This is a genomic window from Paramagnetospirillum magnetotacticum MS-1 (assembly GCF_000829825.1).
Lineage (GTDB): Bacteria > Pseudomonadota > Alphaproteobacteria > Rhodospirillales > Magnetospirillaceae > Phaeospirillum > Phaeospirillum magnetotacticum.
This window is the reverse complement of sequence record NZ_JXSL01000001.1, coordinates 1-13,606: the sequence shown is the minus strand read 5'-3', so window position 1 is coordinate 13,606 and position 13,606 is coordinate 1. Positions and strand designations below refer to the sequence as shown.

14 protein-coding genes, 1 tRNA gene, 2 rRNA genes and 2 pseudogenes are annotated in these 13,606 nt (G+C 51.7%); 10 read left to right on the top strand and 9 right to left on the bottom strand.

The window, feature by feature from the left end:
- From CCC_RS00095 to CCC_RS00085, 3 genes are all read left to right on the top strand, one after another.
- Nucleotides 1–123, top strand: a 23S ribosomal RNA gene (locus CCC_RS00095); the annotation flags it as partial.
- A gap of 94 nt (nt 124–217) precedes the next feature.
- Nucleotides 218–332, top strand: a 5S ribosomal RNA gene (rrf, locus tag CCC_RS00090).
- A 99-nt stretch (nt 333–431) separates the two neighbouring features.
- Nucleotides 432–508, top strand: a tRNA-Met gene (locus CCC_RS00085).
- Nucleotides 509–617: 109 nt separating this feature from the next.
- Here CCC_RS00085 and CCC_RS20905 read toward each other — a convergent pair.
- Nucleotides 618–1,610 carry a GAF domain-containing protein gene (locus CCC_RS20905; RefSeq protein WP_052472826.1) on the bottom strand — a complete coding sequence of 331 codons (993 nt, stop codon included), beginning with the start codon at nt 1,608–1,610 and terminating at the stop codon, nt 618–620.
- On the opposite strand from CCC_RS20905, the gene CCC_RS23000 reads away from it, so the two are divergent.
- Together CCC_RS23000 and CCC_RS22975 are read left to right on the top strand one after the other, a co-directional pair.
- On the top strand, nt 1,609–2,109 hold the full coding sequence (locus CCC_RS23000; RefSeq protein ID WP_082036427.1) for a protoglobin domain-containing protein: 501 nt from the start codon (nt 1,609–1,611) through the stop codon (nt 2,107–2,109). The two genes, CCC_RS20905 and CCC_RS23000, sit on opposite strands and share 2 nt — an antisense overlap.
- The gene (locus CCC_RS22975) at nt 2,054–2,353 is read left to right on the top strand and encodes an HD-GYP domain-containing protein (protein WP_407668810.1); all 300 of its coding nucleotides are present in this window, start codon (nt 2,054–2,056) and stop codon (nt 2,351–2,353) included. The genes CCC_RS23000 and CCC_RS22975 overlap by 56 nt, the downstream gene beginning before the upstream one ends.
- 40 nt (nt 2,354–2,393) lie before the next feature.
- Here CCC_RS22975 and CCC_RS00070 read toward each other — a convergent pair whose 3' ends face one another.
- The 5 genes from CCC_RS00070 to CCC_RS00050 all read right to left on the bottom strand — a co-directional run bounded on the left by CCC_RS00070 (nt 2,394) and on the right by CCC_RS00050 (nt 7,040).
- Entirely contained in the window at nt 2,394–2,882 is a 489-nt protein-coding gene (locus tag CCC_RS00070; RefSeq protein ID WP_041039021.1) for a bacteriohemerythrin, read from the bottom strand.
- A gap of 54 nt (nt 2,883–2,936) precedes the next feature.
- A complete protein-coding gene (locus CCC_RS00065) occupies nt 2,937–3,323 on the bottom strand; it encodes a response regulator (RefSeq protein WP_052472825.1) in 387 nt (128 codons plus the stop codon).
- Nucleotides 3,324–3,450: 127 nt separating this feature from the next.
- Entirely contained in the window at nt 3,451–4,596 is a 1,146-nt protein-coding gene (locus CCC_RS21440; protein WP_082036426.1) for an HD domain-containing phosphohydrolase, read from the bottom strand.
- Nucleotides 4,593–5,060 (bottom strand): bacteriohemerythrin, encoded by a 468-nt coding sequence (locus CCC_RS00055; protein WP_236686250.1) that lies wholly within the window; start codon nt 5,058–5,060, stop codon nt 4,593–4,595. Before CCC_RS00055 ends, CCC_RS21440 begins: the two co-directional genes overlap by 4 nt.
- Before the next feature lie 471 nt (nt 5,061–5,531).
- Complete coding sequence (locus tag CCC_RS00050; protein WP_009866667.1) at nt 5,532–7,040, bottom strand: GAF domain-containing protein; 1,509 nt, start codon at nt 7,038–7,040, stop codon at nt 5,532–5,534.
- A gap of 370 nt (nt 7,041–7,410) precedes the next feature.
- Between CCC_RS00050 and CCC_RS00045 the strand changes: the two are divergent.
- A pseudogene (locus CCC_RS00045) lies at nt 7,411–7,602 on the top strand (integrase core domain-containing protein); the annotation flags it as partial.
- A gap of 355 nt (nt 7,603–7,957) precedes the next feature.
- Here CCC_RS00045 and CCC_RS00035 read toward each other — a convergent pair.
- Nucleotides 7,958–8,731: an Hpt domain-containing protein gene (locus tag CCC_RS00035; RefSeq protein ID WP_041039003.1), complete on the bottom strand. Its 774-nt coding sequence runs from the start codon at nt 8,729–8,731 to the stop codon at nt 7,958–7,960.
- 167 nt (nt 8,732–8,898) lie between these two features.
- Here CCC_RS00035 and CCC_RS00030 point away from each other — a divergent pair, with 167 nt between their 5' ends.
- The 4 genes from CCC_RS00030 to CCC_RS22640 are packed head-to-tail and all read left to right on the top strand — an operon-like array spanning nt 8,899 to nt 12,897.
- Complete coding sequence (locus CCC_RS00030; RefSeq protein WP_041039001.1) at nt 8,899–9,438, top strand: PAS domain-containing protein; 540 nt, start codon at nt 8,899–8,901, stop codon at nt 9,436–9,438.
- Between the two features lie 14 nt (nt 9,439–9,452).
- Complete coding sequence (locus CCC_RS21435) at nt 9,453–9,890, top strand: hypothetical protein (protein ID WP_236686249.1); 438 nt, start codon at nt 9,453–9,455, stop codon at nt 9,888–9,890.
- 28 nt (nt 9,891–9,918) lie between these two features.
- The gene (locus CCC_RS21430) at nt 9,919–11,304 is read left to right on the top strand and encodes a bacteriohemerythrin (RefSeq protein WP_082036425.1); all 1,386 of its coding nucleotides are present in this window, start codon (nt 9,919–9,921) and stop codon (nt 11,302–11,304) included.
- Between the two features lie 30 nt (nt 11,305–11,334).
- The gene (locus CCC_RS22640) at nt 11,335–12,897 is read left to right on the top strand and encodes a hemerythrin domain-containing protein (RefSeq protein ID WP_236686248.1); all 1,563 of its coding nucleotides are present in this window, start codon (nt 11,335–11,337) and stop codon (nt 12,895–12,897) included.
- 30 nt (nt 12,898–12,927) lie between these two features.
- On the opposite strand, the gene CCC_RS00010 is transcribed toward CCC_RS22640, so the two are convergent.
- Nucleotides 12,928–13,437, bottom strand: coding sequence for a bacteriohemerythrin (locus CCC_RS00010; protein WP_236686247.1), 510 nt, complete (start codon nt 13,435–13,437; stop codon nt 12,928–12,930).
- Between the two features lie 19 nt (nt 13,438–13,456).
- A pseudogene (locus CCC_RS00005) lies at nt 13,457–13,606 on the bottom strand (IS3 family transposase); the annotation flags it as partial.

Genomic DNA, 13,606 nt, shown 5'->3' with positions numbered 1-13,606 from the left:
GCTCCCCTCAAAACCAGGTTTCCCTATCAGAGCCGTGGAAGACCACCACGTTGATAGGCAGCATGTGGAAGCGTGGTAACACGTGAAGCTAAGCTGTACTAATCGCTCGATCGGCTTGATCGCCCATGCGTAGCGGCAAGCCCGACACACGAAATACTTGTATCAGTGCACGAAGGTACTAATCAGATCAGAAATTCTTCTTCGTTTCCTTCGACGACCAGGTGGTCATAGCGAGGGCCCTCCACCCGATCCCATCCCGAACTCGGACGTGAAACCCCTCTGCGCCGATGGTACTGTGTCTTAAGGCACGGGAGAGTAGGACGCTGCCTGGTCTTCAAAGGAAACGAACAAGAAAAACCTTCACGATGAAAACACCGGCCCATAAAGGCCGGTGTAACGCTTTTAAGGGCCCGTAAAGCCCAATGCCTTACCGCGGGGTGGAGCAGCCCGGTAGCTCGTCAGGCTCATAACCTGAAGGTCGTAGGTTCAAATCCTACCCCCGCAACCAAGACGATAGATAAAACCCGCAGAAAGCCTAGCTTCTGCGGGTTTTTCTTTGTCTGCGTTTGGCGGAGTGTCGCGGTGAGGTTGTTGTGCTGATTTATATCAACAATATATCAACGTTTTGGGGTGGGCTGTTGATAGGGTGAATCCGAAACTGATTCGGATTTACCGCTTCTTCGTCGTACGAAGAACAGCCTCAACCGGGCTTCGGCTTGGGCCATTTCGACCCATGCTAGCCAGCGGTTCTCCAGGCCAAACTGCCCTTCTCCCAAGATGATCGACATCGACCGCTTGGTGGCGCCGTGACAACCGCCACCAAGCGTGATCCAGCGGTAGCCGCCGGTGGCATCCAGGCCCAAGTGCAGGCTGAAAAACTTCAAGCTGGGGGCCTTCTCACCGAGTGTAACGTTCAACATGTCGAACAGTTCGGCAGGTGTGGGGGCGCGGAGCGGTACATTTTCATCCGGATGGTCGGATAGCCACCGGCCCAGAAGTGCGAGAACCGGCTTGGCCTGTTCATTCAGGGTGTTTTTCAGACTCCCCCAGGTGGGCATCGAGAGACCGAAAGCCCAAATCATGTCATTGACTGAAAGGTTGATCTGCTCAGGCAGGTTGCGGATATGGGCCAGCGCCAACTCGCCTTCGACGCAGTTCGCCAGATCACGCAGAACGTCGCTATCTTCAGCGCTGAAGTCCCGAGGCCTCGGATCAATGACACAAAGGGTGCCGACCCGCTCGCCATCCGGGGCATGAAGGGGCGCACCGGCATAGAAGCGGATGTTGGGCGGACCAATCACCAGGGGATTGTCGGCGAAATCGGGATGCTCGATGGCGTTGGTGACCACGAATATCTCTTCCCGAAGGATCGCATGGCCGCAGAAGGAGATGTTCCTGGGGGTCTCCGAAGCATCAATGCCTTGGCAGGACTTGAACCACTGACGGTCGGCATCCACCAGACTGACCAGGGCAATGGCCACGCCGAAATGGGTCTTGGCAATCCGGGTGATCCGGTCGAAGCGTTCTTCCGCCTGGGTATCCAGAACGCCCAAACGACGAAGCGCGGCAAGACGCGAAGCCTCATCGGCCGGGAGCAAGGGTTCCTTCATGCAAAATCTCCCGAATATGCTTTGGGCATTCGTCCAGACGAATATAGGAGCGCACGGGCTAGAAAACCAGACGAGAGCCATATATCCTACTGATGTGGACCACATCTGTAACAGATCACTAGCTTGGCGCTGCCCCGCCAACAAAGGACTACCGATGCCAATGCAGCTTGAACGATGGATTTCCTTTCTTCAGGTTGATGCCGAGACATTGGCAGTTTTGTGTGATTTCGCCTCAGAGATTGAGCCGCATTTCGACACCATTCTCGACACTTTCTATTCACGGGTCCAAGAAAGCGAGGCTGCTGCGGCGCTCTTCACGTCGTCAGCATCAATGGACCGCGCCCGTGAGGCGCAGAGGTTTCATTGGCTGACCTATGTGCTGCGAGGCCGCTTCGACCAAGAATACCTCGCGTCTGCCCGTGCTATTGGCCAGACCCATTTCCTTGACCCACCACGAAAGGTGGGATGGCACTGGCTATCCGGCGGGCCTTCAGGGTGATGAAATCCCACTGGAGGGCCGAATTGCCGCCATTTGCGATGTGTATGATGCCCTGCTGTCCGAGCGCCCCTACAAGAAGCCATGGGACAAGGAATTGGTGATTGCCTATCTACAGGGAAACAGTGGAAGCCACTTTGACCCGCACCTTGTGTCGGTCTTCCTGTCGATCTTGCCTGAGATTGACGCCATCTCCAGCCGCTTCGATGATGACACCCAAGCAAGCACGGTGACTTCTGTCGATTGAAGTGGTCAAACAAGTGGCCGTGCTATAGCTGGAAGAAAAGCTAGACCTCAAGTTCATTGCCATCCTCATCAGATAGGTAAATTAAAGGTCGTCCATCTACGTTATCGTTTGTCAAATATCCACAGTATTGCTTATCAATAGTTTGAATGTGGCCCACGATCCAACGCTCCACAAGGCCACTTATTGTTCCTGCAATATCCTTATTGCCACCCCTATACTCTTGTGCGATTTGATGCGCTTTCGCAGCAAAAGCTTGATGCGCGGCAAGATGTTCGGCCAAAAAGGGGTAGTTCACGGCGACCATTGCCATCTCTTCCCGCAGGAAATGCCCTTCAACATATTCTTCAAGTATGTTAATCGCCGTTTCGATCAGGTAGTCACTCCCTTCCTCTGGACCTTCTATAACATCGCGGAGAAGCTCTGCCAGTCGAAAGAAGGCTTGATGGTCCTCGTCAATGATGTCCACTCCAACAGACAATTCTGCGGACCACCCATCGGGTTTAGTTTCCTTTTCTGTGCCTTCAGTCATATGCGCCACCGTGATGAACGAAAACAAATAAGAATTTATGCGCCCTAATTTTGATCAAGCTGGCCCAAGAATTTTGATTATCCCAGAATGAAGCTTTTTGATCGAAAAGGGCTTTTCCAGGAACAAGTCCACACCTGCCTCGTATGCCTTTTTTTCCGCATCTGCTCCCACCATCCCAGTCAGTAGGACGATTGGAATTTTTTGATCAATGCCATCAATCCCTGAGCGAATGCGTTGAGTGCATTCAAGCCCATCCATCACGTCCATCTTCCAGTCCATAATGACTAAGTGCGGAGACGTTTCACGGATCTTGGCAATCGCATCTTCGCCATTGATTGCCTGGACGATATCCTTGATGCCGATTCCTTTAAGGACCTCGAAAATCAAAGTGCGTGTGGGCGGATTGTCATCGACAATGACTGCGGTCTTTAAGCTGTCCATGTGCCATCCTTTTGGGCTTGTCGGAGAATTAAACGTCACAATCCGCCTAATAGCATGAACTAGACATTAATAAATAACGCACAAGATAAAAATTATGACTATTGGTCACGGAATTTTGCAAAAATACCTACGCATCGACATCTGGGAATCTCGCCCTAATCAACAAAATTTCATCAATATTATCAACAAATATATCGACGCATTCCTTGTCTAGCTTAACGCCAGATAGTTCCTTGATGTATTCGATAGCACCATCTATCGTCCACGCATCCTTGTAAGAGCGCTCTGTCGTAAGGGCATCAAATATATCGGCAATAGCAACAATTCTCGCTTCAACAGAGATTATATCGTCGTTAAGTCCGTTTGGATATCCAAGACCATCAATTGTCTCGTGGTGCTCGCAAATAACCTCTTTTAGCATTGTTTTTATATGATCTTTATCCAGGCCAAAATTGTCCAAAATTTTCATGCCAATTTCGACCCCAGCATTAACATGCTGTTGCATGACCAATCGCTCCTCGGAGCTCAGCTTTCCTGGCTTATGAAGGATGTGGTCAGGAACAGATATTTTTCCGATGTCATGCAGAGGCGCGCAGCGGGTCAGCATATCCACCCACTCATCAGGATATTTGTAGCGCTTGGCCAGTTCGGAGGCGATCAGTCGCACATAGGCTGACATGCGCAGCAGATGGGCGCCCGTCTCATCGTCGCGAAGGGATGCTACGTCACGCACGGTATCCACTGCAGCCTTCACGGCATTGAGTGGAGCAACCTCGTTCATGAGCATCAAACCGAGGAGTGCGGCATAAGGAGAAATCGCTGAAATGATGTTCTCAGTGAAATATGATGGCGATGTCGAATTGAAGAACACAAAACCTGTGAGATCGATATTGGTTGAAACGGGAAAGGTTACGCTAGAGCAGAGACCTATTTTATTGATAATACTTGAGTGTCTTGTGTCTGAACTGTAATTTTCAAAAATGCTGTCAACAACGCGGAATTGACCTGTGGTTGACATATCAAATAGCGACTTTACATCTTGTAGTCTTGCTGAATACAAAGAAAACTTTTCATCATTGTCGTCAGAAAAGGCAAAGGTGCTAACCAAGTCGCTTTCTTTGTCATAAACAGCCAGTGACACACGGGATATGCCGCTACATCCGATAACGTCTTTAATATATGTGTGTATGGAGCAGACGCGCTCTCCGATGTTTCCATTGCCCGAAATAATTTGGCGAACTGGAAATATCTGGCGAGAGCTGAGCATGTTCATTTCGCTATCATGGGATTTTGTGCGTCAGCATTATTATCAGCTACCCACGGACGTAAATTAGTGTCAAATTTCTTGATGTGATTCATGAGCCAAAATTTCATAAATTCATTTAGTTCGTTCATGGCTTTTAGATCAATTTTCTTCGTTTTCCTTACGAAGTAATCTCTCGCCATTTCCTCAACCTGAGCCACAAGCGCACGATGTTCCCTTTTGTGCATCTCGTGGTACTCATACATGCATTCACGTTGAATCAGCTCTTCGCGCTCGAAATGCTCGCGTGTATAGCTGACGAGGTCTTTTAGGGTGTTGTGCATAATTTCGTGGTATTTGTTAGATATAGTGTCTCCAAGGAACTCACAAACCTTTGCATCATCCAAGAATCTATTAATAATATCAATCAACCCTTGATGGTCTCGGTCAATGACCTTGTTCCCTATCATCAGGTCTTCAGTTAGCTTCAGCATCAACATCACCTACAGAAAGTCGGCGTCCGCGGCGGATTGCACACTGAGGCGCTTCTAATCCTTGTGCGCCATATACCAAAGTATTGTAAACACGGTTTGGGCTAAGCGTAAATATCCTGCGAACGGTTCGCAGCAAGCCGCCCGAAGCGCGTTCAAGGTGGCAAGGGGGATATGGCGACCGTATGGGCTAAACTCAAGGAGAGTGTCGTGTTATACCGCCGACCCTACGAGATGACCCGCTTCGCGGGGTGAGTCATGCGCGTCGCCGTTACTGCGTCGCGGAGGCCTTTTCTTGAAAGCGCTCCTGCGCCTTGGCATCGGTCTTGGGCGGGACGGACTGCGCATTACCCCCGCGTCGATGGCGTGGCCCGTGTGGGGTGCTGTCACGCCGAAAGGCTCTAACCCGTATTATTCACCAAGGCATTGGCGAGCGAACACCTATCAGGAAGCGCTTGGTCAGAGGTGGCGGCACTACGCCGCAGGAACCTTGAGGCTGCACAGGCAAGCACGCAGGGTCTTGGCGGCCAGCAGATCGGGCAGTTCCCACGGCCGGGCGCGTCCGCGCGCCAACTCACTCCAGGTAGTGAACGACTGGCGCGGGGTCAGAACTCCACCGCTACCGCCCGGCTTGGTTGGGTCTCCAGCCCACTGGACCAGATGCGGCCATTCCCGCCGGAACCAGAACAGGCGCAGGCTGGAACCGCTCAGCCAGGCGAGGCGGACCCTCAGCGCGATCACCCCGCTGGCCTGGGCGCGGAACGTCTCGGCCTCGGGAATCTGGGCGGCGAGATGAGCGGTTGAGGCGAATCCCTTGCCGTCTTGGGAGTCAAACCAGTGGTCGATAAGGGCAAGATCGTCGGTTGCGGGCGCGTCGCCCAGACGGATGACAGAATCGTCAGTGAGGATCGCCGCTGAATCTGCCCCTACCAGGGCCAAAAACCGGTCTTGGCACCGGACCAGCCCCTGGGTCAGGTCAAGGTGTCCTGCTGAATCGAGCATGGTCCGCACCTCGCGCTGAATTCCATCGATGAATTTGAGATGGATGCTGGCGATATAAACAAGCAGTCCGACCGAGAAGTCGCGGGCGATCTTCACCAACTGCTGGCGTACATCAAGGGAGAGTGGTTTTGGCTCAGGGTGATGGCAGGCGATCAGACCCCACAGCTTTCCGCGCATCAGGATCGAGGCGGAAAATGAAGCGCGCACCCCCATATTGCCGAGATACGTGAGGTGCATCGGCGAGACGCTGCGTAGATCTCCGAAGGTCTGGTCGGGCGCTCCGTCCGCTGGGTCGCAGCCAAGAATTGGCACCGATCCGGCCAGGGCATCACGGATGTAGCGCTGCCGGTTGAGTGTGTAGAGGTCTCGGGCGATCACCGGGATGTCGGCGGCGGGAAAGTGCAGACCCTGATAGGATTGCATTGGCCGCCTCAAGGTTTCGGCAACCACCTCGCCGCTCCAATCATCGGCAAAACGATAGATCAGCACGCGGCCATATCCGGTCAGGTCGGCGATGGTCTCGGTCAGTATTTGGAACGAGGCATTGGGTTGCTCACGGACGGTCGGGGAGTGCAGCAAATGTATCGCCTCGAGGGACTTGAGCTTGAGTGAGTGTGTTCCGCTGAAGTCGCCGGTCGGTTCGAATTCCAACAGCAAACCCTCGCCTGAGGGCGAGACCGCCAAGTCTAGCGCGTCACCGTGGGCGGTGAAGGCCTTGGTCCGAAGGATGGGAAATCCGCCGAGTGGGGTCAGTTCGTCGAGCCCGACGAGCCCGCCCAGCAACGGACCGGGGATCTGGCCTAACAGTGCCTCGGGCGGTATACCAAGCACCGCGCCGCAATTGGCGCTGGCGTGGCTGACCTGACCATCAGGATCCAGCCGGAGCAGAGCCCCGAACGGCTGGATCTCCCCCGACAGGTGAAGGCGCTCGCTTTCGCATCCCTGAAGCCCGGGTTCGGACCGACTGCCGGTATCGACCATCGGCCCCTCCCGTCAAGGACCGATTCCGATCCTAAACGATCATTTAGCCACCTATGACGGAGGAATGGGAAGCAAAAAGGCACCTTCGCTCAATCCACATTCTATCAATCAATTTTCGCCCATAGGTTAAGGTGATCCGCATTGGGAAGCTCTATGGCATATCCTCGCTCGCAGATTGACTTGCCCACCTCTCTGGAGCCGCGGAGTGTCCGGGTTGGGTCATGGCCAGCCGGTTGGTCGTGGCGAGGCAGGAGGCCGCTGTACCCACGGCAACCGCCATCCAGCGGGAAAGTCCGCTATGCCGGGTCAGTGCCACGAACGGACGTTTGCCTTCTGCGATCCGGTTTATCGTAAAGGGCCCTCTGGGCCTGTGCCTAAGCATATTCGCAGCGACAACGGCCCGGAAATGACGGCCATTGCCGTGCGAGAATGGCTTGGCAAGTTGGAAGTGGGGACGCTCTTTATCGAACCCGGCAGCCCATGGGAAAACGGCTACTGCGAGTCATTTAACGGCAAGCTCCGGGATGAACTACTCAATGGCGAAATCTTCAACACCATCGCCTCGCTGCACCGCAAAAGATCATTGCTGCGTTAATTGTTATTTAACCAGAACCTATTCGGAGGTATGATTTATACACCATTAGTATGGTGGCGACCCGTGTAGGGCGGGGAAGGAATCCGAAATGTGCGACACCTTAGCCGAAGCACCCATGGCGATCAGGGAGGCCGTAATTCCGATCCTGTATGAGATGGAGTTTCCCAACATGATGGCCTGTTACGGCTACTTGCTGGAATGCGGTACGCATCGATGCTTGTTGACTGGCATTCGGCAGTGGATGAACGAGAAATGCCATTTCTGCGATGTCTGCGGCCGACTGGAAAATCCGCCAAGTTAGGAGCCGGGCAGCAGCCCCCGACTAAATCATAAACAGGCTATCAAGGGCCTTGAACAGGTCATCCGCGAAGTTCGGGCCTTTGAAAATGACGGGAACCTTCTTCGGCAACAGCGTCAACACACCGGCGTCCCGATCCAGGCTGGTAATGACGGCAATTGCGATGTTACGGGTTGAGGGCATGGCCGACAACCCTATCGCCAGATCGATTCCGTCCAACCCCGGCATGACTGCCGAGATGATGATGAGGTCTGGTTTCGTCTGAACCACCATTGACAACGCCAAGACGGTATCGGGGACCACCGAGGTTCTGTAGCCACATTGGCGAAGTTCACGTTCAACAAAATGCGACTGTGCCCCATGGGGAGCAACCAGCATCACTTCGATGCGTCTGATCTCGATATCATCCAGTGTTGAAGCAAGTTTTTGTGGGAGCCGGGAGAAATCGGGCTGGATTTCTGTGCCGCGACCACCAATCTGTTTAGATAACTCATCAATATAGGTTTCGAGGTCGGCCCAGATTCGCGGAGGCAGTGTTTCAGGGGCGTCCGCAAGATATTCGTCGAGCTTGTGGGCCACAGCACAGAGGGCGTTCAAGCCGAATCCTGCCGCCTGTCCACGCAGATACAGAGCGAGCCGCCGAAAGCTCCCAATCAGTTCCGAACGGGTGATCCGGCCATGGCTGCCGTTATCCAGAACGAATTCAAGGGCACGGAGCCGCTCCATTGCGTCATCGAAAAATTCATCGCGAATTTCATCGAAAACTGCAAACTGGTCGTGTCCACTTTCTCGGCTCATTGTGCCCCCAATTTCACAATATCTTCGGCTTGTCGCCGCTCAGAACCCTATCGAAATTCATAATCGGACGCGATACCTTTGTGACAATCGTTTAACATTCGTTTATCCGTTTAGCATGCCCATCAGGCCGCGTTCATAGTCCATTCAATCTGGGAGAGGTGTCGGAGATGACGGGTGACCGTAAAACTCCATCAGGTCGCGAGCGAACTTTTGCTCATGACGAATTGATCGTCAGCAAGACCGATCCCAAAGGACGGCTGACCTACGTCAACGATGTGTTTTTGACGGTCAGCGGCTATACCGAATCCGAGGTGATGGGGAAACCACATTCGGTCATACGGCACCCCGAAATGCCGCGATGCGTCTTTAAACTGCTTTGGGACACGATTGTCGATGGCCGGGAGATATTCGCTTATGTGAACAACATGGCGAAGAATGGTGACAACTACTGGGTATTCGCCCACGTCACCCCGAACTTCGACGCTGCCGGTCAGATCATCGGATATCACTCCAATCGACGGGTGCCCGAGAAGGCCGCATTGGAGACGATCAAGCCGCTTTACCGTTCGCTGTTGGAAGAAGAACGCCGCCATCCAGATTCGAAGGTCGGGCTTGAGCGATCATGGAAAATGCTGAACGACGCCGTAGCAACGGCGGGATTCGATAGCTATGACCGTTTCATCTTCACCATCACGCCAGAAAATTGATCAGAGGCAGCCACATGGAAACGACCCTCGGCTCATATGCCCGAACCTTATCCCTTGGGATGCTGGTTCCTTCGGCGATCTGCCTTCTGTCCGGAATATTCGGGCTGCTTGGTGGTTCGAGCATCGCCCTTTGGGTCGTAATTTCGGTATCCCTGCTTGGAGTTGTCGGAGGCATCAAGATCGGCGGTTCTGCTCGAAGAATGGCAGGTGATCTTACCAATGCGATCCACGTTCTTGGCCGGTCCTCCAGTGGTGACCTCAATGCTCGAATTCTGGACGTCCGTGCCAGCGATGGCATCGGAGCCCTGCAACACAACATCAACCGATTGCTGGACCTCGCAGAAGCCTTTGGCAAAGAGGCGTTTGCTGATGCTGCATCGGAATTGTCACGACAGTCTGAAAATCTGAGCCGCGAGGTCGATGGTTTTATCGCCCGAATTGGCGGGCGGTAATCGGCAGAGTTCATGGAGATTTTGCTGAATGACGGAAGCGTGCCAAATCGCTGGGTGGTCAGATGCGTTCTCCGTCGGGAATGCTGCGATTGACAGCGATCACAAGGCATTCTTTGAAATTGCCAATTTACTCAAGGGCATCATCTTCGAGGCGGCGGAAAGCAAGTTCGTAATCGAGAGTGCTTTGGCAATGCTCGAAGAATATGTCGCAGGGCACTTTCTCCGTGAAGAAAAGGCCATGGAAAAAATTGGCTTTCAACATTTTGAAGATCATCGTGCAAAGCACTTTGCCTTCAATCGCAAAATTAATGAGGTTATCAGGTTGTATCGTGGTGGAAGTTTGTCCGTTGCGGAGAAACTGCACGATCTTGTCCTTAAGTGGCTTGCAAGTCACATTATGAATGAGGACATGAAGTTCAGGTCACTGCTGACTGATGACGACGTTGATCAGAGACCGCTTGCGTATCTTGCCCTTGACGCTCTTGAGAATGAAGGATCGGGTACTGAAAAGTTGGCAGTTCCTACTGTCATCGTTCCCGCTAAACTGAAATTAGATTACTCTAAAATAACGGCATTGATTTGTGAGCCAAGCAGTACAATTCGATCTGGAATTCGATTCACACTGAATGAAATTGGAATTTCAAACATAGAGGAATCAAACAACTTTATCGCTATTGATGAATCGTGCCGAAATGGCGGCTTTCAAATTATAGTTATGGATGCAATGGTTGGTGGGAATGATTCTGCGTATTTTATTCGTCAAATCCGATCTATACAGACAAATTGCGACCCATTTGTGTTGACGGTGCTGCTGCTTTCATCAAGAGATGAGGCGGCTGTTCGCAGTGCGATGTCTTCAGGAACAGATTCTGTGCTTCTTATTCCATTCTCATCTGGTCAGTTAAGGGACCAGATTATTGGGCATGCGGAAAGGCGGAAGCCCTTTATCGTCACCCAAGATTATATTGGCCCTGAACGTCGAAATGAAAATCGCCCTGGCTGTGCATCAGCCCCACAAATCATTGTTCCGAATCCGGTCGAGGCATTAGGGCGAGGAATTTCGATAGAGCAATACGAATCCGGAAAAAATGAAGCCATTCAAGTTATCGTAAATTACCGTTTAAAAAGTCTTGCTGGAGCCATAGTTTTTGAATGTAACTCATTGGCAGCAGGTATGCGTGACGGAGTATCAACAAAGGAATCCACTTTTCGAAGTCTAACAAGACTCGAAAATATTGCTGATGAGGTGGCGGAGAAAATTCGAAAATTTTCCGGAGCGAAATCCTATTCAGTCGAAACCTTCCGAGATAGATGTCGGGAATTGAAGGGTAGGCTTGGAGAGATTGCTTACGTGGATATAGAAGAACTATCAGCCTCTGGCAGGAAGGTGTCGGAAAGCTATGCGTCACGCTGAAGTATTTAAATGCGACTGGAATAGATAATAATGACAATCTTAGCATCATCATCTTCAGATGTTAATGCACTCGTCGCCATTGAAAATACTGCGACCAGAAGGCTTATCGTTTCCGTTATGCGTGAGTGTGGCTTTGTAGTTCAGGAAGAAACCAAAGACATCAGCCACACGATGCTGCACCTTGAGCATGGAAACGCATCAAACATTAATATCATCCTGTGCGATAAGCTTGGTGGAACTGGGCATCTGAAGGTTTTGAAGCATGTCCGTTGGGGGGAAGGGCACCCCCCTCAATCCCTTCCCATAATCGCCCTGGATAACCAGTGGACCGCCGATGAGCTAATCGCGGCAAGAGACGCGGGCATATCTGCTTCCCTCACCCTTCCCATAACCCGCCACTCGTTGCAAATGGCGATCACGGCTGCGATGACCACGCAGAAGGCTTTTATTTCCTGTCCGAGCTTTCATGGGCCAGACAGACGCTCTGCCATCATGAAGGGCTACAAGGGGCCGTTTAGACGGGCGGATGATGCCCTGACCCGCCGTCAAGAAGGCTCCCCTGTGATTGCCCCGTCCGCAGATCAGCGGCAGGTCAAGCTGCGAGATAAGCCCCGCGAGGCGATAGCCCCTACATCTTCGGTCGATATGAAGGCTGAAATCGGATGGTCTACGGCGATTGCCACTGGGCGGGATGACATCGATGATCAACACCGGAAAATCATCGATTTTCTTAAAATACTTGGGACAACTTCAAGTGCCGAATATGAAATCAAGGCGGTCGATGACGTTCTTGTTGGTCTTTCAGATTATGTAAAAATGCACTTTAAGCACGAGGAGTCTCTCATGGACTCCTTTGATTATGATGAAAGAGACAAGCATAAGCGAATTCATGCTGGCTTTGTAGAGAAGCTTGACGGTATCAATCGTGATGACCTCCATAACGGTGGCGGAAGTGAGAAGCTTTTCTTTTTAATATATAATTGGCTCGTCACACATATTGTTAGTATTGACCGCATCATGATCGCCAAGATGAATGGCGAATATGACGATGGCATTGGCAGCGAGACTGTACACAAGCAAACTGGCATCGTGATAGAAAATGCGTATGAATTAGCCGCAAAAATTATGAACATTAACTTGCAAACAAGTGCGGTTGCCGATAAAAAGCGGAAGTCTGCATTGCTTTATGATATTTCTAAATCTACTGAGAGGCTGATTAACCTTATGGAACTTGCTGATTCCAGGGTGCAGGTGAGTGGATGCTCTAATTTTCAGCTTAAACGGTTGGGCGAGATACGGCATGCACTTACGAAAAGTGCGGATTCTCTGGCCGTGACGGCTGCAAAAAAAATCATACGGCTTTGCGGTGATATTTTGTCCGGCAAGCAGGGCATTCCCCTTGGAATCGGGGATATCTTGCGGCGACAAATGGGTCGGGTGGCAAGCTTGACTGCTGTAATCGGTGGATTGGACGCTATGAGTTCCACTGCAAAATCCGCAGCCATCGAGGCAAATGAGTTGGCCGGAAAAATCCTGGAAATGGAACTCGGATCAGCCGCATCTTTGCAGGACTTTGATATTGTCGAAAAATAGCGAAACAGCAACGCCAGCCTTCGAGACGCCCTAATTACCCTTTGGGCAAACCCAGTCTCTGTAGTTCATATCAAACTTCATTATGTGATTGAACAGCCACATCCTTAAAAATTCGCTCATTTCGTTAAGGGATTGACGGTTTACCTTCCTCGACTTTGCGATGAAATAGGACGACGCCATTTCCTCAAGCTGAGTCTTCAAAACGCGATGCTCTCTGACGTGCATCTCAAAATATGGATACATGCACTCTCTTTGTATTTTCTCTTCTCTCTCAAAGTGTTCATGTGTGTAGGCAATTAGCTGCTTCAGCGTCACATGCATCGCAGCTTCATTCTGCCCATCAACTTCCCCCTCTAAGGTTTCGCATATTTTCGCAGTTACCAGGAATTGATTTATTATGCTAATGAGCTTCTTGTGGTCGGCGTCAATAATCGGGTGCCCGATCATCATGTCTTGCGTGAGCTTGAGCATATTGTCCTCGCTGCCGATCAAGCCGACACTTCCTGCGGCATCCACCACCCTACAGTCTATTCCGGTCATTTCCCTTCTTAAAGGGGCGGTAATCCACCTCGATGCCGAGCCCTTCGCGGTTGAAGTCGTCGAGCACGTTGAGCAGCCTGAAGGCCCTCCCGTCCTCCAGCCGGTCAGCCATGAAATCCATGGACCACACCTGGTTGGGGACATCGGGCACCGTCAGTTCCTCGGGCTT